Source organism: Streptomyces sp. NBC_00250 (genome assembly GCF_036192275.1).
In the GTDB taxonomy this organism is placed as follows: domain Bacteria; phylum Actinomycetota; class Actinomycetes; order Streptomycetales; family Streptomycetaceae; genus Streptomyces.
This window is the reverse complement of sequence record NZ_CP108088.1, coordinates 6,595,419-6,622,409: the sequence shown is the minus strand read 5'-3', so window position 1 is coordinate 6,622,409 and position 26,991 is coordinate 6,595,419. Positions and strand designations below refer to the sequence as shown.

Annotated in this window: 26 protein-coding genes and 1 riboswitch; of the genes, 8 read left to right on the top strand and 18 right to left on the bottom strand. The window is 71.7% G+C overall.

Annotated features, from left to right (window positions below):
- Nucleotides 1-27: 27 nt before the first annotated feature.
- Nucleotides 28-810 (top strand): alpha/beta hydrolase, encoded by a 783-nt coding sequence (locus OG259_RS29990; protein WP_328945089.1) that lies wholly within the window; start codon nt 28-30, stop codon nt 808-810.
- Entirely contained in the window at nt 803-1,486 is a 684-nt protein-coding gene (locus tag OG259_RS29985) for a hypothetical protein (protein ID WP_328945088.1), read from the top strand. The genes OG259_RS29990 and OG259_RS29985 overlap by 8 nt, the downstream gene beginning before the upstream one ends.
- 42 nt (nt 1,487-1,528) lie before the next feature.
- On the opposite strand, the gene OG259_RS29980 is transcribed toward OG259_RS29985, so the two are convergent.
- The 6 genes from OG259_RS29980 to OG259_RS29955 form a co-directional block, all read right to left on the bottom strand.
- Nucleotides 1,529-2,275, bottom strand: a complete 747-nt coding sequence (locus OG259_RS29980) for an endonuclease/exonuclease/phosphatase family protein (RefSeq protein WP_328945087.1) — start codon at nt 2,273-2,275, stop codon at nt 1,529-1,531.
- Nucleotides 2,276-2,406: 131 nt separating this feature from the next.
- Nucleotides 2,407-3,348, bottom strand: a complete 942-nt coding sequence (locus OG259_RS29975; protein WP_266890944.1) for an ROK family glucokinase — start codon at nt 3,346-3,348, stop codon at nt 2,407-2,409.
- A 66-nt stretch (nt 3,349-3,414) separates the two neighbouring features.
- Entirely contained in the window at nt 3,415-3,924 is a 510-nt protein-coding gene (locus tag OG259_RS29970; protein WP_328945086.1) for a DUF5304 domain-containing protein, read from the bottom strand.
- A gap of 43 nt (nt 3,925-3,967) precedes the next feature.
- Nucleotides 3,968-5,113 (bottom strand): ArsA family ATPase, encoded by a 1,146-nt coding sequence (locus OG259_RS29965; protein ID WP_328945085.1) that lies wholly within the window; start codon nt 5,111-5,113, stop codon nt 3,968-3,970.
- A gap of 181 nt (nt 5,114-5,294) precedes the next feature.
- The gene (locus tag OG259_RS29960) at nt 5,295-5,738 is read right to left on the bottom strand and encodes an SRPBCC family protein (protein ID WP_266890950.1); all 444 of its coding nucleotides are present in this window, start codon (nt 5,736-5,738) and stop codon (nt 5,295-5,297) included.
- Nucleotides 5,739-5,827: 89 nt separating this feature from the next.
- Nucleotides 5,828-6,595, bottom strand: a complete 768-nt coding sequence (locus OG259_RS29955) for a metallophosphoesterase family protein (protein ID WP_328945084.1) — start codon at nt 6,593-6,595, stop codon at nt 5,828-5,830.
- Nucleotides 6,596-6,850: 255 nt separating this feature from the next.
- On the opposite strand from OG259_RS29955, the gene OG259_RS29950 reads away from it, so the two are divergent.
- Complete coding sequence (locus OG259_RS29950) at nt 6,851-8,647, top strand: AMP-dependent synthetase/ligase (RefSeq protein ID WP_328945083.1); 1,797 nt, start codon at nt 6,851-6,853, stop codon at nt 8,645-8,647.
- A gap of 125 nt (nt 8,648-8,772) precedes the next feature.
- Nucleotides 8,773-9,300, top strand: a complete 528-nt coding sequence (locus OG259_RS29945; protein ID WP_328945082.1) for a hypothetical protein — start codon at nt 8,773-8,775, stop codon at nt 9,298-9,300.
- On the opposite strand, the gene OG259_RS29940 is transcribed toward OG259_RS29945, so the two are convergent.
- On the bottom strand, nt 9,284-10,426 hold the full coding sequence (locus tag OG259_RS29940; RefSeq protein WP_328945081.1) for a glycosyltransferase family 4 protein: 1,143 nt from the start codon (nt 10,424-10,426) through the stop codon (nt 9,284-9,286). The two genes, OG259_RS29945 and OG259_RS29940, sit on opposite strands and share 17 nt — an antisense overlap.
- An 88-nt stretch (nt 10,427-10,514) precedes the next feature.
- Between OG259_RS29940 and OG259_RS29935 the strand changes: the two genes are divergently transcribed.
- Complete coding sequence (locus OG259_RS29935; protein WP_328945080.1) at nt 10,515-11,789, top strand: glycosyltransferase 87 family protein; 1,275 nt, start codon at nt 10,515-10,517, stop codon at nt 11,787-11,789.
- Here the strand turns inward: OG259_RS29935 and OG259_RS29930 are convergent.
- Nucleotides 11,750-13,078: an MATE family efflux transporter gene (locus OG259_RS29930; protein WP_328945079.1), complete on the bottom strand. Its 1,329-nt coding sequence runs from the start codon at nt 13,076-13,078 to the stop codon at nt 11,750-11,752. The genes OG259_RS29935 and OG259_RS29930 overlap by 40 nt on opposite strands.
- A 101-nt stretch (nt 13,079-13,179) precedes the next feature.
- Here OG259_RS29930 and OG259_RS29925 point away from each other — a divergent pair, with 101 nt between their 5' ends.
- Nucleotides 13,180-13,722: a PadR family transcriptional regulator gene (locus OG259_RS29925; RefSeq protein ID WP_328945078.1), complete on the top strand. Its 543-nt coding sequence runs from the start codon at nt 13,180-13,182 to the stop codon at nt 13,720-13,722.
- On the opposite strand, the gene OG259_RS29920 is transcribed toward OG259_RS29925, so the two are convergent.
- The 5 genes from OG259_RS29920 to OG259_RS29900 form a co-directional block, all read right to left on the bottom strand.
- On the bottom strand, nt 13,719-14,945 hold the full coding sequence (locus OG259_RS29920; RefSeq protein ID WP_328945077.1) for a hypothetical protein: 1,227 nt from the start codon (nt 14,943-14,945) through the stop codon (nt 13,719-13,721). The genes OG259_RS29925 and OG259_RS29920 overlap by 4 nt on opposite strands.
- A 91-nt stretch (nt 14,946-15,036) precedes the next feature.
- Nucleotides 15,037-16,047, bottom strand: coding sequence for a C40 family peptidase (locus OG259_RS29915; protein ID WP_328945076.1), 1,011 nt, complete (start codon nt 16,045-16,047; stop codon nt 15,037-15,039).
- Nucleotides 16,048-16,246: 199 nt separating this feature from the next.
- Nucleotides 16,247-17,296 carry a C40 family peptidase gene (locus tag OG259_RS29910; RefSeq protein WP_328945075.1) on the bottom strand — a complete coding sequence of 350 codons (1,050 nt, stop codon included), beginning with the start codon at nt 17,294-17,296 and terminating at the stop codon, nt 16,247-16,249.
- Nucleotides 17,297-17,563: 267 nt separating this feature from the next.
- Nucleotides 17,564-18,928, bottom strand: coding sequence for an NYN domain-containing protein (locus tag OG259_RS29905; RefSeq protein WP_328945074.1), 1,365 nt, complete (start codon nt 18,926-18,928; stop codon nt 17,564-17,566).
- 33 nt (nt 18,929-18,961) lie between these two features.
- Nucleotides 18,962-19,204, bottom strand: a complete 243-nt coding sequence (locus OG259_RS29900; RefSeq protein WP_017238847.1) for a hypothetical protein — start codon at nt 19,202-19,204, stop codon at nt 18,962-18,964.
- Between the two features lie 158 nt (nt 19,205-19,362).
- On the opposite strand from OG259_RS29900, the gene OG259_RS29895 reads away from it, so the two are divergent.
- Both OG259_RS29895 and OG259_RS29890 read left to right on the top strand, forming a co-directional pair.
- Nucleotides 19,363-20,097 carry a rhomboid family intramembrane serine protease gene (locus OG259_RS29895; RefSeq protein WP_266890977.1) on the top strand — a complete coding sequence of 245 codons (735 nt, stop codon included), beginning with the start codon at nt 19,363-19,365 and terminating at the stop codon, nt 20,095-20,097.
- Nucleotides 20,094-20,375: an Lrp/AsnC family transcriptional regulator gene (locus OG259_RS29890; RefSeq protein WP_030205672.1), complete on the top strand. Its 282-nt coding sequence runs from the start codon at nt 20,094-20,096 to the stop codon at nt 20,373-20,375. Before OG259_RS29895 ends, OG259_RS29890 begins: the two co-directional genes overlap by 4 nt.
- A gap of 71 nt (nt 20,376-20,446) precedes the next feature.
- On the opposite strand, the gene OG259_RS29885 is transcribed toward OG259_RS29890, so the two are convergent.
- From OG259_RS29885 to qcrC, 5 genes are all read right to left on the bottom strand, one after another.
- Nucleotides 20,447-21,859, bottom strand: a complete 1,413-nt coding sequence (locus tag OG259_RS29885; protein WP_328945073.1) for an aminotransferase class V-fold PLP-dependent enzyme — start codon at nt 21,857-21,859, stop codon at nt 20,447-20,449.
- Between the two features lie 244 nt (nt 21,860-22,103).
- Nucleotides 22,104-22,220: riboswitch (SAM riboswitch) on the bottom strand.
- Nucleotides 22,221-22,308: 88 nt separating this feature from the next.
- Nucleotides 22,309-23,373 (bottom strand): anthranilate phosphoribosyltransferase, encoded by a 1,065-nt coding sequence (trpD, locus tag OG259_RS29880; protein ID WP_328945072.1) that lies wholly within the window; start codon nt 23,371-23,373, stop codon nt 22,309-22,311.
- A 131-nt stretch (nt 23,374-23,504) separates the two neighbouring features.
- Nucleotides 23,505-25,127: a cytochrome bc1 complex cytochrome b subunit gene (qcrB, locus tag OG259_RS29875; protein WP_328945071.1), complete on the bottom strand. Its 1,623-nt coding sequence runs from the start codon at nt 25,125-25,127 to the stop codon at nt 23,505-23,507.
- Nucleotides 25,124-26,176 carry a cytochrome bc1 complex Rieske iron-sulfur subunit gene (gene qcrA, locus OG259_RS29870; protein WP_328945070.1) on the bottom strand — a complete coding sequence of 351 codons (1,053 nt, stop codon included), beginning with the start codon at nt 26,174-26,176 and terminating at the stop codon, nt 25,124-25,126. Before qcrA ends, qcrB begins: the two co-directional genes overlap by 4 nt.
- Complete coding sequence (qcrC, locus tag OG259_RS29865; protein WP_328945069.1) at nt 26,173-26,982, bottom strand: cytochrome bc1 complex diheme cytochrome c subunit; 810 nt, start codon at nt 26,980-26,982, stop codon at nt 26,173-26,175. Before qcrC ends, qcrA begins: the two co-directional genes overlap by 4 nt.
- Between the last annotated feature and the right edge of the window lie 9 nt (nt 26,983-26,991).

Here is a 26,991-nt window from a genome sequence, read left to right as displayed (position 1 = left end):
GCGAAGTCGAGCGAACAGGAGACCCCGGTGCCGGTCCTTCCCGGAGCCGAGCCGTACCGCCATGAAGGCGGAGAGGTCGGCGTCCTTCTCTGTCACGGATTCACCGGTTCCCCGCAGTCGTTGCGCCCGTGGGCCGAGTATCTGGCCGAGCGCGGCCTGACGGTGTCACTGCCGCTGCTGCCCGGCCACGGCACCCGCTGGGAGGACATGCAGCTCACCACCTGGCACGACTGGTACGCGGAGGTGGACCGGGCGCTGAGCGAGCTCCTGGAGCGGTGTGCGACCGTCTTCGTCTTCGGCCTCTCCATGGGCGGGGCGCTGACCCTGCGGCTCGCCGCGCGGCACGGCGACGCCGTGAAGGGCATCGTCCTGGTCAACCCGGGGAACAAGGTGCACGGCCTGGCGGCGTACGCGCTGCCGGTCGCCCGTCATCTGGTCCCCTCGACCAAGGGCATCGCCAGCGACATCGCCAAGGAGGGCGTGACCGAGGTCGGCTACGACCGGGTGCCGCTGCACGCCGCGCACTCCCTGCGCGAGTTCTTCCGGACCGTCGACGCGGAGCTTCCGCAGGTCACACAGCCGGTGGTACTGCTCCACAGCCCTCAGGACCATGTCGTGCCGCCGGTCGACTCGGCCCGGATCCTCTCCAGGATCTCCTCGACGGACGTCCAGGAGATCCTGCTGGAACAGAGCTACCACGTCGCGACGTTGGACCATGACGCGGAGCGGATCTTCGACGAGAGCCTGGCCTTCGTCGAGCGTCTCGCCCCGGGTCTGGTCGACGAACAGGGGAGCAGGAGCGGTGGCTGAGGAGCAGGACGGCGGCGGGCGGGAGCCGCAGCCCATCGACGAGGAGGCGGCCTGGGCCGCGATCGTCGCGGGGTACGGCGAGGAGCCCGTGGACCCGCCGGGGGCCAAGCCGTTCCGGACGGTCGAGAACCTGTCGCTTCCGGAGCCGGAGGGCGAGGACGACGGCGAGGGCGCCGGTGAGGTCCGGCCGGTGAAGCCGGGGCCGACCGTCGGAAAGGGCACGCCCTGGAAGCCGAGGCCGACGACCGGGGAGACCGCCCCGGAGGCCTCCGAGGAGCCCGGGTCGGACGAGGAGCCGGAGGCCGGTCCCGAGCGCCCCGCGCTCGGCAGCTCGGTCGTCTTCGCGCCCGGAGTGCGCCCCTCCGGCCCCCGGGACTACTCACCCACCGAACCGGAGGACGCCCCCGGCGGCTCCGACGAGGGCCACTTCGTGCCGCCGGAGCCGCCCCCGCTGCCCGAGGCGGACACGACGACCAAGTTCGCCTGGCTCGCCGTGGTCGGCGGCCCGGTGCTGATGCTGCTCGCCGTCCTCCTCCAGTGGGACATGACCTGGTGGCTGACCACGCTCTGCATCGGCGGCTTCCTGGGCGGCTTCGCGACCCTGGTGGGGCGCATGAAGCGCGACGACGACGATGACGACGGCTTCGACGACCCGGGCCGCGGCGCGGTCGTCTGATCCTCCTGCCGCCGGTGGCCCGGGCCACCGGCGGTGCGGCCCTCAGGGCAGTGCCGGGACGCGGACCGCCGCCAGCACCGGAAGGTGATCGGTGGCGGCCCGCAGGTCCGCGGGGTCGAGGTCCGTGGGCACCCCGCAGCCCAGGAACTCGACGCCCGGGGTGGCCAGGATCGCGTCGATCCGCTGGTGCGGATCGGCGGGGGTCGAGGTGTTCGCGCCTCCCCAGGGGCTGACCTCCCAGCCGTCCTGGAGCTCCTTCGCCAGACGGCGGAAGGCGGGGCCTTCGGGCCGTTCGTTGAGGTCCCCGGCGACGAGGGCGTGCGGGGTCCCCAGGGCGCCGACCCGGTCGAGGACCATCCCGGCCTGGGCGTACCGCTCGTCCTCGCGCAGACTCAGATGGCAGCTGATGAGCCCGACCCGGGCCCCGGCGAAGCGGACGACGGCGGTCGCGAGGCCGCGCCGGTGCAGGCCGGGGGTGAGCGGCAGCAGCACGTCCTCGGTGCGTTCCACGGTGGCCCGCAGGGAGCAGAGCAGCATGGGCCCGGCCGCGGTGGCACCGCCGCTCAGGATGACGAGCTCGCTCTTGGCCGCGAGCCGGGCGGCGTGCTTGCGCCAGCGGAAGAAGCGCGGGGCCTCCTGGACGAAGACGAGGTCCGGGGCGCAGGCCCGGATGACCCGGGCGAGGGCGTCCTCGTCGTCGCGCATCGAGCGCACGTTGTAGCTGAGGACCCGGAGGACGGCCGAACCGTCCGCCTCGGTGCGGGAGTTGGGCAGCTCACTGATCGCCATGACACGTAACGTACGACAACCGCCCGCCGCGTCCACGTGGGACGCGACGGGCGGTCGCCGTATGCCTTCGTATGCCTTCGCGCTCATGCCCTCGCGCTCAGGCCTTCGTGCTCATGCCCTCGTGCGGGCGGTCAGCCCTGGCGGGCCAGGTCCGCTGCGCCGACCAGGCCGGCCTTGTTGCCGAGCTGGGCCGCGAGGACCTGAGCGTGCGGACGCCACTGGCCGCCGATCAGCCAGCGCCGGAAGGACTTGCGGATCGGGTCGAGGACGAGATCGCCCTCGTCCGAGACGCCGCCGCCGACGATGAACGCCGAGGGGTCGAACAGCGAGGCCAGGTCCGCGAGACCGGCACCGGCCCAGCGGGCCAGCTCACGGAAGGAGTCGACGGCGACCGGGTCGCCGGCGCGGGCGGCCTGGCTGACGTGACGGCCCTCGATGCCCTCGGGGGTGCCGTCACCGAGACCGAGGAGGACCTCGGCGCGCTCGGGGGTGGCGTTGGCGCGCTGCTTGGCGTACCGGACGAGCGCGCGCCCGGAGGCGTACTGCTCCCAGCAGCCCTGGCTGCCGCAGCCGCACAGCAGACCGTCCGGGACGACCCGGATGTGGCCGAACTCGGCGGCCACGCCGAAGCGTCCGCGACGCAGCTTGTTGCCGATGATGATGCCGCCGCCGAGGCCGGTGCCGAGGGTGATGCAGATGACGTCCTCGTGGCCCTGGCCGGCGCCGAACCTGTACTCGCCCCAGGCTGCCGCGTTGGCGTCGTTCTCGACGACGACGGGCAGGCCGACCCGCTGCTCGACCTTGTCCTTGAGCGGCTCGTGCCGCCAGTCGATGTTCGGCGCGAAGAGGACGGTGGCACGCTTGTCGTCGACGTAGCCCGCGGCACCGATGCCGACGGCCTCGATCGTGTGGCCCTTGCCGGCCTCGGACACGGCCGCGCAGATCGCGTCGACGATGCCCTCGGGGGTCGGCGGGGTGGGCACCTTGTGCGTGTCGAGGATGTTGCCCTCCTCGTCGACCACGCCGGCCGCGATCTTCGTGCCGCCGATGTCGACGCCGATGGTGAGTCCCATGTGTCCCTCAGTTTTCGGTCGAGCCCCGCTAAGGCCCACCGTACCCGAGGGGGACGGGCGTCCCGATCAGTCGAGGTCGATGTGCTGGCCGGTTCCGGGCCCCTCGTCGTCCTTGCGGTCGTCCTTGCCGTCGTCCTTGCGGTCGTCGTCGCGCTTGCCGTCGTACGGCTCGCCGCTCGGCCCGTCCGCGTCCCGGCGCGGGTCGCGCGGGTCGTCCGGGGTCACCTTCTCGTCGCGCGTCCAGCGGCTCTCATGGCCCTCGACGGCGGAGCGGTAGGCGGCCAACAGCTCGTTCCCGGCGGCGGCGAGGTGGTCGAAGACCTGCGGGTTGCGCTCGATCACGGGCTCGACGACGGACTTCGCCTGGTTGACGAGCTGCTGCACGGTCTGCGCGGCCTGTCCGCCGAGCAGCGGGTTCCCGAGACCGCCGGAGACCTTGTCGGCGACGGCTTCGAAGAGCTTGCGGAACTCGTCGGCGGCGGAGCCGGTCTCCGCCCCGCGCTGCGCCCTGCGGCGGGCCTTCTCGGCCTCCAGGTCCTCGGCGCACGCCTTGGCCCAGGCATCCGAATCGCTCATGGCGTACTCCTCAGTGGCTGGTACTTCGACGGTACACGCCTCCTCAAGAGGTACGGGGCCAGAGTCCGGGGTCGGGGGTGAAGCGCACCCGGAGGTCCCCTTCGACGAGTCCCGCGCCGGTGACCGTGCAGCGACGGAGAGCGGCCGGCAGGGGCACGTTGCGGCGGAAGGAGCCGACGGTAAGGAGCAGTTCGTCACCCCTGCGGACGAGGGACAGTTCCTCCTTGACGGCCCCGGGGAGGCCGATGTGCCACACCAGGACGCCGTCCTCCTCCCGCCGGTCCTCGACGGCCCAGTCCGATACGGGGTCGGGGACGGCCACGGGCCGTGCGGGCGCGAGCAGCGCGAGGTCCTCGGGTCCGCGCGGGTCCCGGCCGAGGTGCGGCAACTCGTCGAGTACGCCGCCGACGTCGCCGGCGGTACGGAGCTCCGCCAGGTGCCGGTGCTGCTGGGCGGTGAGTCCGGCGAGCCAGGGGTCCTCGGATTCGGCGGGCAGCAGCCGGTTGGCGACGACGGCGTCGAGGGCGAGGCCCTGGAGGGCGAGGCCGAGCCGGGCGCCGCGCAGGGCCCGGACGGCGGTGGGACCGGGTTCGAGGACGAGACGGACGCTGGTGGTGGGGGCGTCGACGACGGCCTGGACGGCGGCCAGCTCGGCCTCCCAGCGCCCGGCGGTCTCGTACAGCCACTGGGCGGGCATCGGGACCCCGGCGAGCTGGGCGAGCATCGGGCGCAGGGCGCGGGCGGCCTGCCGCTCGGGGGGCAGGAGGCGGCGCAGGTAGCGGCGCAGCTGCTCGGGCAGGGCGAGGACGGCGAGGGCCTCGGGGAGCGGCGGCAGATCGACGACGGCGAGTTCGTGGTCGCCCTCGGCGGCGTCGCGCAGGGAGCGCAGCAGGGCGAACTGGCGGCTGCCGGGGAGTTCGGTGAGCTCGGCGTCCTCGAAGGGCACGGCGCCCAGCAGGTCGAGGGCGGCGGAGGAGCGGGCCTGGAGGGCGAGGAACTCGCGGCGGAAGTCGGCGGCCGGCTCGGGGCGCAGGACGCGGAGTCCGTCCTGGGCCTGAAGCGGTTCCCGTTCGACGTCCTCGGAGACCAGCAGGACGCGGCGGCCGGCGCGCGCCTCGGCGAGGGCGGTGGCGGCGGCGACGGTGGTACGTCCGGCGCCGCCGAGGCCGGTAACAAGAATGATCCGCATACGGAGGACGTTACCGGGGCCCTCCGCACGAGCATTCGGCCCCGCTGTGGGCAACGGTTCCGCGCGGGGCGGACCACACACCCTCTGCCGGGCCCAGGCGTCCGCGCCTGGGCCCGCACCCCGTGCACACCGCAATGCCGGTGCAAGGGGCGGGGCCCCGGCCGGGGCGTCGGCGGAAGGGCTACGCGCCCGATTCGACGCGCTTCTTCAGGCCGGCGAGCGCGCGGTCGATGATGACCTTCTCCGCCTTGCGCTTGATCATGCCGAGCATGGGGATCTTGACGTCGACCGTCAGCTGGTACGTGACCTCGGTGCGGTCGCCGCCGCCGACCGGGGCGAGCCGGTACGACCCGTCGAGGGACCGGAGCATCTGGGACTTGACCAGCGTCCAGCTGACCTCGTTCCCCCCGGTCCAGGTGTACGCGAGGGTGTGGTCGTCCTTGATCGCGCCGGCGTCGAGCAGCAGCCGGACCTTCTCGGCGCGGCCGGCGTCGTCGGTCGCCAGGACCTCGGCCTCCTTCACCTCGCCGGTCCACTCGGGGTAGCGGGCGAAGTCGGCGATCACGCCCATGACGTCGGCCGGTGCCGCCTCGATCGTGATGCTCGAGCTGGTGTGTTCGGCCATCGTGGTGGCTCCTCCACTGTGCGGTCCGGCGGAAGTCAAGGGGCACAGATGTGCCGACGGCAGGCTATCGCGCCGCGGCGCGGGGCCTGTCACCACTCCAGTGCGAAGGGCTTGCCCGTCGAAGCGAAGTGGCCGACGTTCACGCACTCGGTCGATCCGATCCGCATCCGCTGGGCGAGCGGCTGGTGGACGTGCCCGAAGAGGGCGTAGCGGGGGCGGGTGCGCCGGATGGCGTCGAGCAGGGCCCGGCTGCCGCGTTCGAAGCGGCGGGCGACGGTGTCGTACGTCAGGTCCGGCACGTCCGGCGGGATGTGGGAGCAGAGGACGTCGACGTCGCCGAGTGCCTCGACCTTCGCCGCGTACTCCTCGTCGGAGATCTCGTACGGGGTGCGCATCGGGGTGCGCAGGCCGCCGCCGACGAAGCCGAGGACGAGCCCGCCGACCTCGATCCGCTCGCCGTCGAGGACGGTCGTCCCGGGGCGGGCGAATTCGGGCCAGAAGCGGGGGATGTCGACGTTCCCGTAGGTGGCGTACGTGGGGGTGGGGAAGGCGGCGAAGAGTTCGGCGTACTGGCGGCGGACTGCTCCCTCGATCGCGGTCTCGCGGTCGACGTCGAGCTCGGCCCAGAGGCGACGCCCCAGGTCACGGGCCTCGTCGAAGCGGCGGGCGGTGCGCAGCTCGACCAGCCGGTCGGCGTTCTCGACGCCGAAGAGGTCGGGGAAGATCCCGCGGCTGTGGTCGGCGTAGTCGAGGAAGAGGACCAGGTCCCCCAGGCATATGAGGGCGTCGGCCCCGTCCCCCGCCCTGGCGAGGTCTCCGGCGTTGCCGTGCACGTCACTGACCACATGGACTCGCATGGGCCCACCTTAGGGGGTGTCACCTGCGGTTACTTCCGAGTCGGGAAACCTGTGGATTACTGTGCGGAGAGCACCGCCACACATGTGTGACGCACGGAACATCTGGCCGGAACCCCCTATCCGGAACCATGTACTGATGGGTAACGTCCGGGCAGTCCAGTCGTGCTCACCCCCACGGAGCACCTGCCAGTTCTTGGACTTCACCGGTGCATCACACAGAGCCGTGGCGCCGGCGCCCGATGAGGAGCAGCAGTCTTGCGCGAGTTCAGCCTTCCGGCCCTGTACGAGGTCCCCGCGGACGGCAACCTGACGGATCTCATCCGCCGCAACGCCTCCCAGCACCCAGACGTCGCCGTCATGGGCCGCAAGGTCGACGGCGTGTGGACGGATGTGACCGCGACACAGTTCCTCGCGGAGGTCCGCGGGGCCGCCAAGGGCCTGATCGCGGCCGGTGTCGAGCCGGGCGACCGGGTCGCGCTGCTGTCGCGTACGCGTTACGAGTGGGTCCTCCTCGACTTCGCGATCTGGAGCGCGGGCGGCGTGACCGTTCCCGTGTACGAGACCAGCTCGCCGGAGCAGATCCAGTGGATCCTCGGCGACTCGGACGCGACGCTCGCGCTCGTCGAGAGCGGGGCGCACCAGGAGTCCGTCGAGTCCGTGCGGGCGAACCTGCCGGAGCTCAAGGGCGTCTGGCAGATCGAGGACGACGCGGTCGCGCAGCTGACCGCGGCCGGCTCGGACGTCTCCGACGAGCTGCTCGACGAGCGCATGTCGGCGGCGAACGCGGACGACCCGGCGACGATCGTCTACACCTCCGGCACGACGGGCCGCCCCAAGGGCTGCGTCCTGACCCACCGGGCCTTCTTCGCCGAGTGCGGCAACGTGGTGGCGCGCCTGAAGCCCCTCTTCCGTACGGGCGAGTGTTCGGTGCTGCTGTTCCTGCCGGCCGCGCACGTCTTCGGGCGGCTCGTCGAGATCGCGTCGGTGATGGCGCCGATCCGGCTGGGCTGCGTCCCGGACATCAAGAACCTCACGGACGAGCTGGCCTCGTTCCGGCCGACGCTGATCCTGGGCGTGCCCCGGGTCTTCGAGAAGGTCTACAACTCGGCTCGGGCCAAGGCGCAGGCCGACGGCAAGGGCAAGATCTTCGACAAGGCCGCGCACACGGCGATCGCGTACAGCAGGGCGCTGAGCACCCCGCAGGGCCCGTCCTTCGGCCTCAAGCTGAAGCACAAGATCTTCGACAAGCTGGTCTTCAGCAAGCTGCGGGCGGTGCTCGGCGGCCGTGGCGAGTACGCGATCTCGGGCGGCGCGCCGCTGGGTGAGCGGCTCGGTCACTTCTTCCGGGGCATCGGCTTCACGGTCCTGGAGGGCTACGGCCTGACGGAGTCGTGCGCGGCGACGGCGTTCAACCCGTGGGACCGGCAGAAGATCGGCACGGTCGGTCAGCCGCTGCCGGGTTCGGTGGTGCGGATCGCCGACGACGGCGAGGTGCTGCTGCACGGCGAGCACATCTTCACGGAGTACTGGAACAACCCGACGGCGACGGCCGAGGCGCTGGCGGACGGCTGGTTCCACACGGGTGACATCGGCACCCTCGACGAGGACGGCTACCTCGCGATCACCGGCCGGAAGAAGGAGATCCTGGTGACGGCGGGCGGCAAGAACGTCGCCCCGGCGGTCATCGAGGACCGGATCCGGGCGCACGCGCTGGTCGCGGAGTGCATGGTGGTCGGCGACGGGCGTCCGTTCGTGGGCGCGCTCGTCACGATCGACGAGGAGTTCCTGGGCCGCTGGGCCGCCGAGCACGGCAAGCCGGCGGGTTCGACGGCGGTCACCCTCCGCGACGACGCGGACCTGGTGGCGGAGGTCCAGCGCGCGATCGACGACGGCAACGCGGCGGTCTCCAAGGCGGAGTCGGTCCGCAAGTTCCGCATCCTCCCGGCCCAGTTCACGGAGGAGGCGGGCCACATCACCCCGTCCCTGAAGCTGAAGCGGAACGTGGTGGCGAAGGACTTCGCGGACGAGATCGAGGCGATCTACCGGGGTTGATCCCGGACGTCACGTACGTACGGCCGGAGGCCCGGGGCGAGCTCGCCCCGGGCCTCCGGCCGTTTGCGCATTCTCGCCACACCTCGGCCTTGAACGTGTTCAATTCCCCGTGACAGGATGCCCCCATGAAGATCACGAGGGGAAACGCGCTCCGCCGGCTCCGGCGATACGGCGCGGTGGTGGCCCTGCTCACCGCCCTGACCGGCTGCTTCGCCGGCCCGGCCCAGTACTACGGGGGGACGGGCGTCCACGACGCCACGACGTCCGAGATCGCCGGGGCCTGGGAGTCCACCGAGGGCACCTCGATGACGCTGCGCCCGGACGGCACGGCGACCGTCACCCGGCTCGACGGCCAGGACTTCGCGTTCGACGAGGGCTGGCGGCTCTCCGGCACGGGCAGCTGGTCCCTCGCCGACACCGCCGACGGCCAGCGGGTGCGCCTGGAGCTCACCGCCCGCACGAAGGTCGAGACGCGCACCGACGCGCAGCCGCCCCTGCCGACCGCCTCGGACGCGCCCACGGCCTACGCCTGGCGCTTCTTCGTGGACCGCGACGAGCGGCGGGCACCCGTCCTGTTCTTCTTCTTCGGCGACCCCGACTCCGGCAGCACCTACGTCATGACACGGAAGCCGACCGCTACAGCAGCTCCCTGAGCCGCTCCGCGAGGAGGTCCCAGCGCCACTTCTCCTCGACCCAGGCCCGGCCCCGCTCGCCCATGCGGGCGCGGAGTTCCGGGTCGAGGAGGAGGGTGGTGACGCGGTCGGCGGTGTCCTCGGCGGACTCGCCGCGGACGACCCAGCCGGTCTCGCCGTCGAGGACCGCGTCGGGGGCTCCGCCCGAGTCGCCCGCGACGACGGGAAGGCCGGTCGCGGAAGCCTCCAGGTAGACGATGCCGAGGCCCTCGACGTCGAGGCCGCCGCGCCGGGTGCGGCAGGGCATGGCGAAGACGTCACCGGCTCCGTAGTGGGCGGGCAGCTCCGACCAGGGGACGGCGCCGGTGAAGCGTACGGATCCGGCCACCCCGGTCTCGGCGGCGAGACGGTGCAGGTCCTTCTCGTACGGGCCGCCGCCGACGATCAGGAGGACCGCGTCCGGCACATGGCGCAGGATCTGCGGCATGGCCCGGATCAGGGTGTCCTGGCCCTTGCGCGGGACGAGCCGGGAGACACAGACGACCACGGGGCGGTCGCTGAGCCCGAGGCGGGCGCGGACCTCCGCGCCGCCCGAGTCGGGGTGGAAGGTCTTCTCGTCGACACCCGGCGGGAGCTGCGTCATCCGGTCCGCGGCGGCCGGCGTGAGGGCCGCGGCGATCCGGGAGCGGGTGTACTCGCCGAGGTAGGTGATCGTGTCCGTGCCCTCGCCGATCCGCCGCAGCAGCTGCCGGGAGGCGGGCAGCTGGGCCCAGCCCGCCTCGTGGCCGTGCGTGGTGGCGACGAGTCGCCGCGCGCCGGCCCTGCGCAGCGCGGGGGCCATCAGGCCGAGCGGCGCGGCCGCGCCGAACCACACGGACTCGCAGCCGTGCTCGCGCAGGAGCGCGGTGGCACGGGCGGTGACCCGAGGTGTGGGCAACAGCATGGTGGTGCGATCCCGGACGACCGTGAAAGGCTGTTCGGCGTCGAACGCGGCCGTCGCCTCGGCCCCTTCGCGGCTGCGCTTCCAGGTGGAGGCGTAGACCACGATCTGTTCGGGATCCAGGCGGAGGGCCATGTTGTGCAGGAAGGCCTGGATTCCGCCGGGACGCGGCGGGAAGTCGTTGGTTACGATCAGGGTCTTGTGCATCGTGGCCGAATCTACCGCGAGCGCACCCACCGCCCAGCACCACCACTCCCCCGCGTGAGCGGGCCGACAGGACAAGGACGAGACAGTGATGACGGGCGCAGTGGGGAAGTGGTCACGCACGGGTCTGCGACTGCCGGTCGGCCTCTGGGCCCTGACCCGGGTCATCCTGCTGCTGTGCGTCTTCAAGGTCGTGGTGATCCCCGGACCGGACATCACGTTCGACATCGAGAACATCTACCAGGGCTGGTACGAGGTCCTGCGGACGGGCACGTATCCGCTGGACGACGTGACCTGGCAGTACCCGCCGGCCGCCGCGTTCGCGATCCTCGCCCCGGGGCTGCTGCCCTTCCTCGGCTACTCGGCCGCCTTCTTCGTCCTCGCCTTCCTCTGTGACGCGCTCGTCTTCGGGCTGCTCCTGCACACGGGCCGCCGGGCCGGCCGCTCGCCGCGCGGTGCCTGGATCTGGATCGCGGGCGTCGCCCTGCTCGGCCCGACCGTGTACGCCCGGTACGACGTGATGGTGACCGCCGTCGCGGTGGCGGCGATACTCGCGGCCGGCCGGAGCCCGCGCGTCCTGGGCGCTCTCGCGGGCTTCGGTGCGGTCCTGAAGGTGTGGCCGGTGCTGCTGCTCGCGGGCACCCCGAAGGGCAGGGCGACCTTCCGCTCCTGGCCCGTGGCGGTGGGCGCGGCGGCCGCGGTGCTGCTGTTCTGCGTGCTGTGGATGCCGGGCGCGCTCGCCTTCCTCTCCTTCCAGCGCGACCGGGGCACCGAGGTCGAGTCGCTGGGCGCGATGGTCTTCCACGTGGCCCGGCACTTCGGCTGGAGCGGCGAGGCGCAGATGAACTACGGCTCGATCGAGTTCCTCGGCCCGTACGTCTCCACCGTCTCGACGGCCGCGATGGTCCTCACCTTCGCCGCCTTCGGCTGGCTGCTGCTCTGGCGGTTCAAGGCACGCCGCTTCACCTCGTCGACGGTCGCCGACGCGGGCTTCGTGGCGGTGCTGCTCTTCACCACGACGAGCCGGGTGCTGTCCCCGCAGTACATGCTGTGGCTGGTCGGTCTGGCGGCGGTGTGTCTCGCGTACCGGTCGAGCCGGATGGAGCGGCCGGCGCATCTGATCGTGTGGGCGGCGGCGGTGACGCAGTTCGAGTTCCCGGTGTGGTTCTCCCACGTGACCAGGAGCGATCCGCTGGGCATCGCGGTGCTGTTCACCCGGAACGGTCTGCTGATCGCGGCCACGCTCATCGCCTGCCGGATCCTGTGGCAGCAGACGGTGACGGAGCCCCGTCTCACCGGGTCCGCGGTCGTGCCCGCGCAGGCGACTCAGCCGGAGCGCGAGAAGGCGCTGTCCGGCTCGCGCTGAGGGGCGCCGACGGTACGGCGGTGCAGCAGTCCCAGTGCCGCGCACTGGGCCGCCATGGCGAGGGCCATGGCCAGGCAGATCCCGGGCAGTCCGAGACCTGAGAGGCCGTACGCGAGCGGCAGCTGGACCAGGACGCCCGCGACGGTGATCCGGGCGAGGTACGGGCTCGCCCCGGTGCCCTCGAAGACCCCGGCGAGCGCGATGTATCCGGCCATGAGCAGCAGATAGGGGCCGAGGCAGCGCAGGAAGAGCGCGCCCGCATCCGCCACGGCGGGCTCGGCGCCGAAGGCCCGCATGACGGGTCCCGCGCCCAGGAGCAGCACTCCCGCGGAGCCGGCGCCGAGCACCCCGCCGAGCAGCAGGGCCTGTCGTCCGACGGCCCGGCGTTCGTCGCGGCCCGCTCCGAGGAGATGGGCGCTGTGGATGGCGGCGGCCTGCCGGACGGCGTAGAAGGCCATGGTCGCCACGTACATGGCCTTGGTGGCGATGCCGTAGGCGGCGATCTCGGTGACACCGAGCCGGGCCACGACGGAGACGAGGGCGAGGGCCCCCGCCATCCGGACGGCGAAGTCGACGCCCATCGGCAGTCCGGTGACCGCGGTCCGGCGCAGGGCGGCGGCGGTCCGCTCGGCCCGGCGGGCGGCACGGGCGGCCCTGAGCAGGGGGTTGCGGCGCAGGGCGAGCAGTCCGACGGCGAGGGCGACGGCCCGGCCGGTGACGGTGGCGAGGGCGGCGCCCTGCACCCCGTACGCGTGGATGAGCAGCGGGTCGAGGACGAGGATCAGTCCGTTGGCGAGGAAGGCGAGCCGCATGGGGGTGCGGGTGTCGCCCGCGCCCTTGAGGATGCCGTCGAGGACGTTCGTGGCGAAGAAGACGGCCGTGCCGGGGAGCGAGACCGCGAAGTAGGCGACGGCCAGGGCGTGGGCGGGGTGGTCCGGGCCGCCGAGCAGCAGGGCGGCGAGCGGGTCGCGCAGCAGGTACCCGCCGAGGGCCACGGGTGGTATCAGCAGGGCGCCGAGGGCGGCGGCGCCCCGGACGGCGGCGCGGACGGCGCCCGGGTCGTCGGCGCCGCGGGCGCGGGCGACGAGCACGGTGGTGCCGGAACCGGCCACGAGGACGACGCCGAGGAGCAGGTTCTCGACGTTGGTGGCGATCGCGACGGCGGCGACGGCGCCCCCGCCGAGCCGGGCGACCCAGACCATGTTGATGACGCCGGCGGCGACTCCGGCCAGGAGTTCGAGATAGACCGGGCGGGCGAGCCGGACGAGCGTGCGGCGGTGCGCGGACATAGGAAAGCATCCCCCTCTTTTCGATGTACCTCGAATCGAGGCACATCGAAAAGAGATACCATGGCGACCGGTCCGACGACAGCCGTGAAGGAGGACACCCGGTGCTGGAGCTGTCGATCCTGGGTTTCCTGGACGAGAAGCCGCTGCACGGGTACGAGCTGAAGGAACGCATCAACGGCCTCAGCGGTCATGTGCGCCCCGTCAGCGACGGTGCCCTCTACCCGGCGATCAACCGCCTGGTGAAGAACGGCCTGGTGGACAGCCGGACGGAGCCCGGCGCGAGCGCCGCCCCGCGCCGGACCCTCTCCCTCACCCCCGAGGGCCGCCGGGACCTGCTCGCCCGGCTGCGCACCCCCAAGGACGCCGAGATCACCGACGGCCAGCGCTTCTTCACCCTGCTCGCCTTCCTGGGCCGGCTCCCCGACCCGGCGGACCAGGCGGCCGTCCTCCGCCGCCGCCAGGAGTTCCTGAACACCCCGGCCAGCTTCTTCTACGAGGGCGGAACCCCGGTCAGCGTCGAGCGGGAGCCGGACCTCTTCCGCCAGGGCATGCTGCGGATCGCCCGAGCGACGGGCACGGCCGAGAAGGCCTGGCTGACGGACGCACTGGCCGCCCTGGAGGGCACCTCCCGGGACACGGCCTAGCCGAGCCGCTCCCGCAGATAGGCGCGCCAGTCGGCGGTGAACTCCCCGGGCGTGGTGTCCAGCACCTCCTGGAGGGCCTTCTCCACCGCGCCCTCCCGGCCGGGGTGCGCGCCCACCGCCCGGTAGAAGTCCGTCAGTCCCGCCTCGCCCCAGCGGTCCGCGATCAGCGCACAGGCCAGCCAGCCGCCCTCGTACGCCCGGGCCAGCGCCTCGGCGTCCCCGCCGAAGGCGAAGTCGGGGTCCTCCGGGAGCTGGGCGGGCAGTTCGCCCGCGCGGACGGCGCGGCCCAGTTCGGGGGCGGCCTGGGCGGGGGTGCGGCCGGCGTCCCGGTAGGCGACCCAGTCGGCGAAGCCCTCGGAGAGCCAGACCGGGGTCGACGGGGTGGTGTCGGCGCGGGTGGCGACATGGACGGTCTCGTGGGTGAGGACGAGCTGCCGGCCGAACGCGCCGAGGACCCCGTACGCCTCCGGGTTGACGATCACCCGGTCCGCGGGCGCGTCCGCACCGCCCCGGGTCTCCCCCGTGGTGACGGCGGCGATGCCCCGGTAGGAGGTCCCGGGTGCCCCGAGGAGCTCCCCCATCCCCTCCAGCGAGCCGGGGACGAGGACGACCACCTCCCGGGCCCAGTCGGCGGGCCAGGCGGCGGAGACGGCGGGGACGGCCCGGTCGGCGGCCGCGGCGATCTCCCGGAGCCGCTCGGGCTTCTGGCCGACGCCGAGGACGAGCGAGCGGGCGCCGCGGACGGCGGCGACGTCGCCCTGCTCCCAGAGGTGCCGGGGCGCGCCCTGCGCCGGACGGTCACCGGTCACGTACCAGCGTCCGTCCCGTTCGGTCAGGTTCAGGACCCGGTCGCCGGTGACGGGCCGCTTGTCGTGGCCCTTGAGCCGGTAGCCGAGTTCGGCGCGGACGGTGACGCGGTCGGGGGCCGTGCGGTCGATCCCGGTGAGCCGGTACGTCCAGCCGTCGACGGGAACCGTCGCGAGCCGCCGGAAGACGGTCAGGGCGGTCGGCGCGTACGCGGGGTCGACGGCGGCCAGGTAGCCGGGCCGGTCGCGGTCGAGGAGCGCCCTGGCGTGCCGGTCGAGGAGCCCCTGTATCTCCCGGGCCGCCGTGTCGGCGGGCCTGGTCCCCGTACCGCAGCCGACGAGCCCGACGAGCGCGAGCAGCAGGGCCAGCAGGCAGGCCGTCGCCGACCGCCGCGCTCCACACCCCTGACCTGCCACGCCTCCGATCGTACGGTCGGAACGGCGGGACCGGCTCCCGGTGCGGGTGACGGCCCCCGCGCCCGGGGCGGCCCGGGCCCGGCAGCCGGGCTCAGACCCGGGTCACCGTCACGTGCGACATCATGTTCACCGGGTCGTAGCGCACCCGCGCGCCCGGGTAGGGGGCGTGGATGACCTGCCCGTTGCCCGCGTAGATCCCGACGTGGCTGGCATCGCCCCGGTAGGTGACGAGGTCACCGGGCTGCGCCTGGGCGAGCGGCACCTGACGGCCCGCGTACCGCTGCGCGGAGGAGGTGCGGGGCAGACTGATCCCGGCCTGCCCGTACGACCAGACCATCAGGCCCGAGCAGTCGAAGGCGGAGGGGCCGGTCGCCCCCCACACGTACGGCTTGCCGATCGCGCTGCGGGCGGCGATCACCGCGGCGGACGCCCGGGAGGAACCCGGGGGCGCCTCGGCCATGGGCGGGAGTTCCTCCGCGCGCCCGCCGGAGCGCGATGCCCGGTCGAAGTCGGCGCGCTCCTCGACGGTGAGGCTGGCGAGCACGCGGCGGGCCTCGGCGAGCTTGCCCTCGACGACGCGCTTGTGCCGGGCGACCTCGGCCCGGCTGCGCTCCAGCTCGACCAGGGCCGTACGGGCCTCGGACCGCTGCTGCTTCAGCCGGCGCTGCTCCCGCTGGAGTTCGGCGAGCGCGACGCCCTGCCGGGCGGTGAGCCGGTCGAGCGCGGAGGCCCGGTCGAGGTAGGTGTCCGGGTCGGAGGAGAGCAGCAGGGCGATGGCCGGGTCGATGCCGCCGGAGCGGTACTGGGCGCCGGCGACCGAACCGAGCGCGCCCCGCATGCGGTTGATGCGCTCCTGGCCCCGGGCGAGGCTGTCCTGGGCCTGGGAGACCGTCCGGCGCAGCGCGTCCGTCTTCTCGTCCGCCCGGTTGTAGCCCTCCGTGGCCTTCTCGGCCTCCTCGAAGAGCCGGTCGACCGTGGCGCGGGTGGCCGCGGGTCCGGCCCCGGGGTCGGCGCTCGCGGGGACGGCCCCGAGGGACGCCGCCGCGGTGGCCGCGGCGGCGGTGAGGACGGTGACCCTGGCGGGTCGGCGGTGGGACGCCACGGATCGCGCTCCGTTCGGCTCGACGCTGACTGGAGCGGCAGACAGTAGCCGCTGATCACTCCGCGTCCAACGAACCCTCCGGACACACAAAGTGACGCCCCGCCGGAGATCACAGGTCACCGGCGGGGCGTCAGGTCAGCTCGCGTCGCGGCGAACCACCCGATTGGGCGGTCGGCTGCGCGGGTCGCGTCGGGGCGGGTCAGCCGCCGATACGGACACCGAACTGGAAGGAGCCCAGGGTGTTCATGGACTCGTAGCGGACGTTGACGCCCGAGTACGGGGCGTGCAGGACCGTGTTGTTGCCCGCGTACAGACCCACGTGCGACAGGTTGTTGAAGAAGACCAGGTCGCCCGGCTTGAGCTGGCTGCGGCCGATCTTCGTGCCGTCGTTCTGCTGGGTGTAGGTGGTGCGGGTGAGGTCGATGCCGGCCTTGCCGTAGGCCCACTGGGTCAGACCGGAGCAGTCGAACGAGTTGGGGCCCTCGTGACCGGAGGCGTACGGCATGCCGATCCGGGTGGCGGCGGCGCTGAGCGCCGCGGCGCCGAAGCCGGACGCGGGGGCCTCGTTGCCGAGGTCGACGCGCTCGCCGGCCGCGCGGCTGGCGCGCTGCTCCTGCTCCTGCTCCTTCTGCCTGATCTTGGCCCGCTCGGCCTCGGTCAGGGTGTTGAGGAGCTTGCGGGCGTCGGCCAGCTTGCTCTGGAACTTCTTCTTCTTCTCGCCGAGCGTCTTGCGGACGTCCTCGAGGTCGCCGAGCTTCGTGGTGGCCTCGGCGCGCTGCTGCGCGAGGCTGCGCTGCTTGGCCTGGATCGTGGTGAGGACGTCGGCCTGCTGGGCACTCAGCTGGTCGATCGCGGACGCCTTGTCGAGGTAGGTGTCCGGGTCGGCGGAGAGGAAGAGCTGCAGCGCGGGGTCGATGCCACCGGAGCGGTACTGGGCGCTGGCGACCGAACCGATCTGGTCGCGCAGGGTGTTGAGCTCCTGCTGGCCGCGGGCCACCTTGTCCTGAAGGTTGCTGATCTCCTTCTGCAGCTTGCCGCGGCGCTCCTCGGCGAGGTTGTACTGCTCCGTGGCCTCTTCGGCCTCGTGGTGCAGCTTGTCGACCTTCGACTTGACCTCGTCGATCTTGGGCTTGGCGGGGGCCGCCTGGGCACCGCTCTGGGCGGTGAGAGCGACGGCGGCCGCTGCGGTCGCGGTGAGCACGGTCACGCGCATGCGGCTCGGCTGCTTGGGTCGACGGTGGGACGCCACGAAGGCGAGCTCCTTCTTCCTCAGAGCCGCCCAACCGGTAAGGGGCAGGCGGTTCCTCCGCCGCCACCCCGGATGGGTGATCAACCGCGCGAAGGTTCGAAGCTCGACCCTAGTGACCAAGTTGTGATCAGTTCAAATCCCACTGGCAAAAATATTGCCCACGGACCACTTAATTTACACGTACCGCACGGGCAGTGATGGGCACTTGACGGTCCGCCGTCCAGAATTCGGGCATAAGGCCCGAGAGTTGCGATGTCGTGCGATGCGTCATGAGAGCCGCGAAAGCCGCTTCAGCAACAAGGCGGACGCCACCGGCCGCGCACCGGCCTTCGCCACTCCGTCGGCCACCTCGCGGTCGGTGCTCACCACCACGACCGGCCGGCCCGGCGGCTCCGCCCGTACCAGCTGACGGATCAACTCGTCGGCCGTCACACCGGGCTTGGAGAACAGCACCCGCACCCCGCGCGGCGGCGCGAGCAGCACCGGGGCCGCCAGCTCCGCCCCGTCGAAGACACAGGTGACCTCGGCGCCCGAGCGGGCCGCGAGCGCGGACAGGCTGCCGAGCAGCCGCAGCCGCTGCTTCTCCAACGGCATCGTCGGATAGCCGGTCTTGGTGACGTTGTAGCCGTCGACGACCAGATGCGCCTGCGGCAGCGCGAGGAGCTGGTCGAGCAGCGCCGGGTCGGTCTCGGAGAGCGCCCGCGCCGCGATGTCCTTCGGCGACATCCGCCCCGGCTCCACCGCGTCCACGGTGTCCGCGGGGTGCATCGACACGGGTGGCAGCGCGAGTTCGCGGCGCAGCCCCTGGGCGGCGTCGAGAACGGTGTCGAGCAGCAGCCGCAGCCGCATGTCCTCCACCGAGCGCCCCTCGCGGGCCGTCCTGCGGCTCGCCTCCAGGGCCGCCTCGACCTCGCCGAGCCTGGCCTTGAGCCGCCGGCTCTCGCTCTCGGCGGACGACACCTGAGCCGCCGCCTCCGCCTTCGCGGTGTCGATCTCGCCCTGGACCCGGCGCAGCGCGGCCTCACCACGCTTCACGTCGCTCTGGGCGCTGCGCAGCTTGCGGTGAAGCGATTCCGCTTCCTTCCGGGCCGCCTCCAGGTCATGGCGCAGCTGCTCGGTCTCACCGCGCGAGCGGTCCCGGGCTGCGGCGAGTTCCTCGCGCAGCCGTTCCAGTTCCCGCCGGCCCGCTTCGTCGGCGCGCTCGGCGTCGACGCGCTGGGCCTCCTCGCCCGCGGCGGCCACGAGCTTGACCCAGCCGGGCGGGCGCAGCACATAGGCGGCCGCCGCCACGTCGACGGGGTCGGCGGCGGCGGGCGGGGTGCCGGTCTCGACGGCTCCGGCCAGCTCGGGCTGGCCGTGCTTGAACCGTTCGCCGATCCGCTGCCGGAAGAGCGGGTCGCTCTCCAGGGCGGCGGCCATCGCGTTCCCGGCGAACTTGGCCCGCCGGGTCGCGGTGAAGCGGGCGTACTGCCTCAGGGGTGCGGGCAGCTCCGCGACGGTCAGCCCGCCGAAGGCGTCAGCGACCAGCGCGACGACCCGCCGCCGTACGCCTTCCGGCAGTGGGTGGTCGAGCGCCTCGGCAGCGTCACCTGCCGCGCCGGCCGGTTCTCCACCGTGCGCGGGCTGCTCCACGATCCGTCACCCCTATGTCGTCCGCGCCGTCCCTCAGGAAGCGGCGCCCGGCCTGTCCACCAGTTCGATCTGATCCACCGCGTTGCACCACCGGCAGCGGACCGACTCGATGGTCTCACTGACCACCTGCCGCTCCTCGACCGTCGGGTCTCCCGCGAGGTCCAGATGGACGTACTCGACGACCTTGGACGAGCGCGTCACGTCGAAGCGGGTCAGGTTGCCGCAGAGCGTGCAGCGCCACCGGGTCTCGGCGGTCGGCAGGGGAACCGTCGTCATCGTGCCGTCCTTCTTCCTGTTGCGTGGTACCAGGTGCGGGAGCCGCGGTGCGCCGTCGAACTGCGGTTGTACTGCCCGTTACCCTACGGCCTCGCCGGTACCCGGGGGCACGGCGAGGCACTCTGTCCAGTTCGGCCCCGGTACGCCATGATCTGTCCATGATCGACTGGCGAGGTGCGGCCCTCGGTGCCTGGCGGGGCACGCGCAGCGGACCCACGGTGACGTACGGACTGATCGCCGCCTGCTGTCTGCTCTTCGCGATCGGCCCGGTCTCCGGGCTCAACCCGGTGTACGGCACGGGCGACCAGCTCCTCGCGGCGCAGGGCGAGTACTTCCGCCGCTGGGGCGTCGTCCCGGCCGAACTGATGAGCGGCGAGCCCCGCGCCCTGCTCACCCCGCTCACCGCGCTCTTCGTCCACGGCAGCTGGCTCCACCTGCTGGGAAACATGCTGTTCCTGTACGTCTTCGGAGCGATGGCCGAGGAGCGCATGGGTCCCGTCGAGTTCGCCCTCTTCTACCTGGGCACGGGCTACCTCGCACTGCTCGGGTACGCGGTGGCGCACGCGAACAGCGAGCAGACCCTGGTCGGGGCGTCCGGGGCGATCTCCGGGGTGCTCGGGGCCTTTCTCTTCCTCTTCCCGCGCTCCCGGGTCACCAGTCTCTTCCCGTTCCTCTTCTTCCTGCCGCTGCGCTTCCCCGCCTGGATCGTGCTGATCTTCTGGTTCGTGCTGCAGTGGCTGGCCGCGCGGGCGGCGGGCGCCGGTCCCGGCGTCGCCTATCTGGCCCATGTGGTGGGCTTCTCCGTCGGCTTCCTCTACGCCTGGGGGCGCTACCGGGGTGGGGATAGAGTGAAAGCCCAAGCCGCGGCGACCGAGGGAGAAAGCCAGCCGTGATCACCGCGATCGTGCTCATCAAGACCAGCGTGGACCGCATCCCCGAGATCGCCGAGTCGATCGCCGCGCTCGACAGCGTCAGCGAGGTCTTCTCGGTGACCGGCACCTACGACCTCATCGCCATGGTCCGCGTGCCCCGTCACGACGACCTGGCGGACGTGATCCCCGGCAGCATCAGCAAGATCCCGGGCGTCGAGGCCACGGACACGCATGTCGCCTTCCGTACGTACTCCCAGCACGATCTGGAGGCGGCCTTCGCCATCGGGCTGGAGTCCTGAGTCCTCGTACACGGCACGGGTGAAGGGGGCCTCCCGCTCGGGAGGCCCCCTTCACCCGTACGAGTGAGTCCTCAGCCGCGGTCCGGGACGCAGCGGCCGTCCTCGGTACGGTACTTCCACTGCGCGCCGTCGCGGACGAGCTCCTTCACGGCGCCGACGAACCGCTCCACGTGCTCGTCCGGCGTACCGGCGCCGAAGCTCACCCGGATGGCGTTGAGGGAGCGCTCACCGGGCGCCGCCTCGGGGGCGCCGCACTCGCCCGGGTCCTGCGGGTCGCTGCCGAGCAGCGTGCGGACCAGCGGGTGGGCGCAGAACAGACCGTCGCGGACGCCGATGCCGTACTCGGCGGAGAGCGCGGCGGCGAAGTGGGAGCTGTTCCAGCCCTCCACGACGAAGGAGATGACACCGACGCGGGGGGCGTCGTCGCCGAACAGCGAGAGCACCTTGACCTCGGGAACCTCGGCGAGACCCTCGCGGACCTTGGCGATCAGGTGCTTCTCGCGGGCCACGAGCCCCTCGAAACCGGCCTCGGCGAGCGCCTTGCAGGCGGAGGCGATGGAGTACACGCCGATGACGTTCGGGGAGCCGGCCTCGTGCCGGGCCGCGGTGGTGTGCCACTCCACGTCCACACCACCGTCGGCCCGACGCGCCACCTTGCGGGAGGCGCCGCCGCCCGCGAGGTAGGGCTCGGAGTCCTGCAGCCAGTCGGCGCGGCCCGCGAGGACGCCCGAGCCGAAGGGCGCGTACAGCTTGTGCCCGGAGAAGGCGATCCAGTCCACGTCCAGCTCCTGCACGGAGACCGGGTGGTGGGGCGCGAGCTGGGCGGCGTCGAGCACGATCCGGGCGCCGTGGGCGTGGGCGGCGGCGGCGAGTTCCTTCACCGGCCACAGCTCACCGGTGACGTTGGAGGCGCCGGTGACGCAGACCAGGGCGGGACCGTACGGGTCGCGGTCGGCGAGGGCGCGCTCCAGGGTGGCGACGGCCTGCTCCGGGGTGCGCGGCGCGTTGAGGTAGGTGACCCGGGCGTCACGCCAGGGCAGCAGCGAGGCGTGGTGCTCGGTCTCGAAGACGAAGACCTGGCAGTCGGCGGGGAGGGTGGCGGCGAGCAGGTTGAGCGAGTCGGTGGTGGAGCGGGTGAAGACGACCTGGTCGCCGGGGCGGCAGTCGAGGAACTCGGCGACGGTGACGCGGCTGTTCTCGAAGAGGTCGGTGGAGAGCTGGGAGAGGTAGCCGGCGCCGCGGTGGACGCTGCCGTAGTAGGGGGCGTACGCGGCGACGTCGTCCCACACCCGCTGGAGGGCCGGGGCGCTGGCCGCGTAGTCGAGCGCGGCGTAGGTCACCTCGCCGCCGGTGACGAGCGGGACGGTGACGTCGCGGCCGAGCACGGGCAGCGGGGCGTCGCAGCAGGGGTCGGCGGACTCGGCGGCGGTCTCGACGACAGCGGTGGCGGTGGCGGTGACGACGGCGTCAGGGCGTGCGGACATGGCGGTATCTCCCGGCGGGCGGTGCTGAATGGCTTCGGTGATCCCGTACGCGGCCGGACATGGCGGGGTACGGGTGATGCCTCGGAGGACATGGGAGGGCACGGAAGTGCACGCGGGTACACGGGTACGCGGAAGTGACCCTGATCCGATGATCCGAGGGTGAAGAAGGGGCGTATTCGCCCTATCGCATTCGCTTGCTCACGGAAAAAGCTCCTCGAGAGACCAGGACCCCTGGTGTTCGAGGGGTCCGCGCTTGCCGTAGACCTCGCTGCCTACGGCCTGGTCATCACCCGGGGCACCCCGCCACGGACGGAGGGTTGCCGGACAGCAAGCCGGGGCCAAAACGCTGTCACTCGTGACCTGTAGAGCATCCTGCCACATGATCGACGAAGCGCAAGACCCCGGTCCGCATACTGGACCGGGGTCTTGGGCATACGACGTGCGAGGGATCAGGCGTTGCTGGCGGTGATCCAGCGCTCCAGGGCCCGGCGGGCCTCGCCGGAGTCGATCGCCTCCGCGGCCTTCTCGATGCCGACGCGGATCTCCTCCACCAGGGTGCCCTCCCCCGGCGTGAGCGCGGTCAGCGCCGCCGCCGAGTTGAGCAGCACCGCGTCCCGTACCGGACCGGTCTCCCCCGCGAGCAGTCGGCGGGCGACGTCGGCGTTGTACGAGGCGTCGGCGCCGCGCAGGGCCTCCACCGGTACGAGGTCGATGCCGACGTCCCGAGGATCGAAGGCCTCCTCGCGTACCGAACCGTCGCGGACCACCCAGACCCGCGAGGTGGCGGTGGTGGTCAGCTCGTCCAGGCCGTCGTCGCCGCGGAAGACGAGCGCGGAGGAGCCGCGGTCGGCCAGCACCCCGGCCATGATCGGAGCCATCCGGGCATCGGCCACGCCGGTCGCCTGGGCCTTGACGCGGGCCGGGTTGGTGAGCGGACCGAGGAAGTTGAAGGTGGTCCGGATGCCGAGTTCCTTGCGGGCCGCGGCGACATGACGCAGCGCCGGGTGGAACTTCACCGCGAAGCAGAAGGTGATCCCGGCCTCCTCCGCGACCTCGGCGACCCGCTGCGGGGTCAGCTGCAGATTGACGCCCAGCTTCTCCAGGACGTCGGAGGCGCCGGAGGCGGAGGACGCGGCCCGGTTGCCGTGCTTGACGACCTTGGCACCGGTGCCGGCGACGACGATCGCGGACATCGTGGAGATGTTGACGGTCTTGGCGCCGTCGCCGCCGGTGCCGACGATGTCGACGGACGGGCCGGGCACCTCGATCGTGTTGGCGTGCTCGTACATGGTGCGGACGAGGCCGGTGATCTCGTCGACGGTCTCGCCCTTGGCGCGCAGGGCGACCGCGAAGCCGGCGATCTGGGCGTCGGTGGCCTCGCCGCGCAGGATCCGGTCCATCGCCCAGGCGGTGTCCTCGGCGCTCTGGTCGCGGCCGGTCAGCAGACCTTCCAGTACGACGGGCCAGGAGCGGCCCGCCGACGTAGGTCCTCCAGCGGGGGTCGCAGCGCTCATGGCAGCTCCTGGTGAGTCCGTAACGGCTAGGGCTCCACCCTATCGACCCCCGGGGACGGCAAAGAGCCCCGTCCATCGAATGGACGGGGCTCCCGCTGTGGCGACTTCAGAAAGTCGGAGGATCCAGGTGATCAGTGGTGGCCGTGGCCGCTCTCGATCTCCTTGTACTCCTCCACCGTGGGCTTGGCGATCTGGTTGTCGTCGCCGTAGTAGCCCTTGTTGAGCTTGACCCGGAGCTTCTCCATGCGCCCGATCTTGCGCTCGACACCGTTCTCGTCGACGGCCGGCGGAAGCTCCGCGGCCTCGTACTGCTCGTGCGCGGTGAGGCGGTGCCTCTCGCCCTGGCTGAGCGGCTCGTGGATCTCGACGAACTCACCGTGCGGCAGGCGCTTGATGATGCCGGACTCGCGGCCGTGCAGCACCTTGTCCTTGTCGCGGCGCTGGAGGCCGAGGCAGATCCGCTTGGTGACGACGAACGCGATGACCGGGCCGACGAAGAAGAAGATCCGCACGAACCAGGTGATCGAGTTGAGCGACAGGTGGAAGTGGGTCGCCCAGAGGTCGTTTCCACCACCCACCAGCATGATCATGTACGCGGTGATCCAGGCGACACCGAAACCGGTGCGCGTCGGAGCGTTGCGCGGGCGCTGCGCGATGTGGTGCTCGCGCTTGTCGCCGGTGATCCACGACTCGATGAACGGGTAGACCGCGATCGCCGCGAGGACCGCCGGGAAGACCGCCAGCGGGATCATCACGCCCAGGACCAGCGTGTGGCCCCAGAGGTTGATCTCCCAGCCCGGCATGACACGGATCAGACCCTCGGCGAAGCCCATGTACCAGTCGGGCTGGGCGCCGGTGGACACCTGGTCCGGGCGGTACGGGCCGATGGCCCAGATGGGGTTGATCGAGGCGATCGCGGAGATGACCGCGATGACACCGAAGACCAGGAAGAAGAAGCCTCCGGCCTTGGCCATGTAGACCGGCAGCAGCGGCATGCCCACGACGTTCTTGTTCGTGCGGCCGGGGCCCTCGAACTGCGTGTGCTTGTGGAAGAACACCAGGATGAGGTGGGCCACCACGAGGCCGAGCATGATGCCGGGCAGCAGCAGGATGTGGGCCGAGTAGAACCGGGCCACGAAGTCGCCGCCGGGGAACTCCCCGCCGAACAGGAACATCGACAGGTACGTGCCGATGACCGGGACGGACAGGATCGCGCCCTGCATGAAGCGGACACCGGTGCCGGAGAGCAGGTCGTCCGGGAGCGAGTAACCGGTGAAGCCGGTGAACATGCCCAGGAAGAACAGCAGGAAGCCGAACAGCCAGTTGATCTCACGGGGCTTGCGGAACGCACCCGTGAAGAACACGCGCATCATGTGCACGAACATGCCGGCGAGGAAGATCAGCGCCGCCCAGTGGTGGATCTGCCGGATCAGCAGACCACCGCGCACCTCGAACGAGATGTGCATGGTCGAGTTGAACGCCTCGGACATCAGCTGTCCCTGGAGCGGGACGTACGGTCCGACGTACTCCACCTCGTTCATCGACGGGTGGAAGAACATCGTCAGATAGACGCCCGTCAGGATGATGATGAGGAAGCTGTAGAGGCAGATCTCGCCCAGCATGAAGGACCAGTGGTCCGGGAAGATCTTCCGCATGTTGGCCTTGGCCAGCGTGTAGATCCCCAGGCGACCGTCGGCCCAGTCGGCGACCCGCTCACCGGCGGGCGCTTTCTTGGTATCGGTCACGGTGCTCATCCGCGCTCCCAGAAGGAAGGACCGACGGGCTCGTCGAAGTCGCCGAGCGCCTCCAGGAAGCCCTTGTCGTTCACGCCGATCCGCAGCTGCGGGAGGGCGTGACCGGCCGGGCCGAAGATGACGCGGGCGCCGTCGGAGAGGTCGAAGGTGGACTGGTGGCACGGGCAGAGGACGTGGTGCGTCTGCTGCTCGTACAGGGAGATCGGGCAGCCCACGTGGGTGCAGATCTTCGAGAAGGCGACGATGCCCTCGTGCGACCACTCGAGCTCGCGCTTGTCCTTGATGTCCTCCGGCTGGATCCGGACGATCATCAGGGCGGCCTTGGCGATCTCGGTCTGGAAGTGGTGGTCGTGCTCCGAGAGGCCTTCCGGCATCGCGAAGGTCAGCGAACCGACCGCGACGTCCTCGGGACGCAGCGGCTCGTGCGTGTTCATGTTGATGAGCTGAAGGCCCTTGGCCCACATGGTGGTCCGGAGCTTCTTCTCGGGCAGCGGGCCCATGTCACGCAGCAGCACGAGGCCGGAGAGCGGAACGAGCGACAGCGCGCCGAACATCGTGTTGCGGATGAGCTTGCGGCGGCCCATGCCCGACTCGGCGGCACCGGCCGCGAAGTCCGACATGACCTTCGCCTTGGTCTCGGCGTCGGCCGCGATCGGGTGCCGCTCGTCCGCGATCTCGACGTCGGACATCAGGGTGCGGGCCCAGTGGACCGCGCCCGCGCCGATGAAGAAGAGCGCGAGACCCAGGGTCCAGCCCAGCGCGAAGTTGAGCGCGGACACCCGGCCGAAGGGCCAGATGTACACGATCTTGTCGACCGGGAAGATCACGTACGAGGCGATGAAGCCGATCGTGGCCAGCATCGACAGCGTGAACATGAACGCCACCGCGCGCTCGGACCGACGGGCGGCCCGCTCGTCGATGTCCTGGATGCGGGGCTTGTGGGGCGGAAGGCCCGGGTCGGCGAACGGGTCGTCGGCGACCTTCACCGCGCCGTGCGCGGTGTCCTGCCCTGCCGGCAGGTTCTCTTCTGGAATCTCTTGGCTACTCATGACTTCTTGGCCTTAGCGGTGTGGGCCGCGACCCAGATGGCAACTGCGATCAGCGCACCCAGACCGAAGACCCAGGCGAACAGGCCCTCGCTGACGGGGCCGAGGCCACCGAGCTTGAGACCGCCCGGGTTGTCGGCCTTGTCGCTGTTGACGGCCTGGACGTACGCGATGATGTCCTTCTTCTCCTTCTCGGGCATCGTCGTGTCCGGGAAGGAGGGCATGTTCTGCGGGCCGGTCTGCATGGCCTCGTAGAGGTGCTTCGGGCTCACGCCTTCGAGGCTCGGGGCGTACTTGCCGTAGGTCAGCGCGCCACCCTCACCGGTGAAGTTGTGGCACTGGGCACAGTTGGTGCGGAACAGCTCGCCACCCTTGGCGATGTCGGCACCGTCAGGGCTGTACTGGCTCTCGGTCGGCGTGATCGGACCGGCACCGAGAGACGCCACGTACGCCGCGAGCTGATCGATCTCAGCCTGCGAGTAGATGACCTTCTTCTTCGGGACCTGGGCGCCCGGCTGCTGGGCCGGCATGCGACCCGTGCCGACCTGGAAGTCGACGGCGGCCGAACCGACGCCGACGAGGGAGGGGCCGTCAGTGGTGCCCTGACCGCCGGTTCCGTGGCAGCTGGCGCAGCCGACGGAGTAGAGCTTCTTGCCCTCCTCGATGGCGAGGGACTGGGCGGTTTCATCGGCCTTCGCCGTGCTCGCAGGCGCGAACGCGGCGTACAGCCCCCCAGTGGCCGCCAGCGCGAGAAGTAGGACGACGACCGCCGCCAGCGGATGGCGTCGTCGTGCGGAGAGCTTTTTCACGGATTACCC

What these genes read in the sequence shown, in the direction of transcription:
- OG259_RS29930 (WP_328945079.1), bottom strand. Translation starts at nt 13,078, where the DNA reads ATGTCCGCGCACCGCCGCACGCTCGTCCGGCTCGCCCGCCCGGTCTAT.
- OG259_RS29975 (WP_266890944.1), bottom strand. Translation starts at nt 3,348, where the DNA reads ATGGGACTCACCATCGGCGTCGACATCGGCGGCACGAAGATCGCGGCC.
- OG259_RS29980 (WP_328945087.1), bottom strand. Translation starts at nt 2,275, where the DNA reads ATGGCGATCAGTGAGCTGCCCAACTCCCGCACCGAGGCGGACGGTTCG.
- qcrB (WP_328945071.1), bottom strand. Translation starts at nt 25,127, where the DNA reads ATGAGCACCGTGACCGATACCAAGAAAGCGCCCGCCGGTGAGCGGGTC.
- OG259_RS29940 (WP_328945081.1), bottom strand. Translation starts at nt 10,426, where the DNA reads ATGCACAAGACCCTGATCGTAACCAACGACTTCCCGCCGCGTCCCGGC.
- OG259_RS29935 (WP_328945080.1), top strand. Translation starts at nt 10,515, where the DNA reads ATGACGGGCGCAGTGGGGAAGTGGTCACGCACGGGTCTGCGACTGCCG.
- OG259_RS29955 (WP_328945084.1), bottom strand. Translation starts at nt 6,595, where the DNA reads ATGCGAGTCCATGTGGTCAGTGACGTGCACGGCAACGCCGGAGACCTC.
- OG259_RS29960 (WP_266890950.1), bottom strand. Translation starts at nt 5,738, where the DNA reads ATGGCCGAACACACCAGCTCGAGCATCACGATCGAGGCGGCACCGGCC.
- qcrA (WP_328945070.1), bottom strand. Translation starts at nt 26,176, where the DNA reads ATGAGTAGCCAAGAGATTCCAGAAGAGAACCTGCCGGCAGGGCAGGAC.
- OG259_RS29900 (WP_017238847.1), bottom strand. Translation starts at nt 19,204, where the DNA reads ATGACGACGGTTCCCCTGCCGACCGCCGAGACCCGGTGGCGCTGCACG.
- OG259_RS29895 (WP_266890977.1), top strand. Translation starts at nt 19,363, where the DNA reads ATGATCGACTGGCGAGGTGCGGCCCTCGGTGCCTGGCGGGGCACGCGC.
- OG259_RS29970 (WP_328945086.1), bottom strand. Translation starts at nt 3,924, where the DNA reads ATGAGCGATTCGGATGCCTGGGCCAAGGCGTGCGCCGAGGACCTGGAG.
- trpD (WP_328945072.1), bottom strand. Translation starts at nt 23,373, where the DNA reads ATGAGCGCTGCGACCCCCGCTGGAGGACCTACGTCGGCGGGCCGCTCC.
- OG259_RS29945 (WP_328945082.1), top strand. Translation starts at nt 8,773, where the DNA reads ATGAAGATCACGAGGGGAAACGCGCTCCGCCGGCTCCGGCGATACGGC.
- OG259_RS29965 (WP_328945085.1), bottom strand. Translation starts at nt 5,113, where the DNA reads ATGCGGATCATTCTTGTTACCGGCCTCGGCGGCGCCGGACGTACCACC.
- OG259_RS29885 (WP_328945073.1), bottom strand. Translation starts at nt 21,859, where the DNA reads ATGTCCGCACGCCCTGACGCCGTCGTCACCGCCACCGCCACCGCTGTC.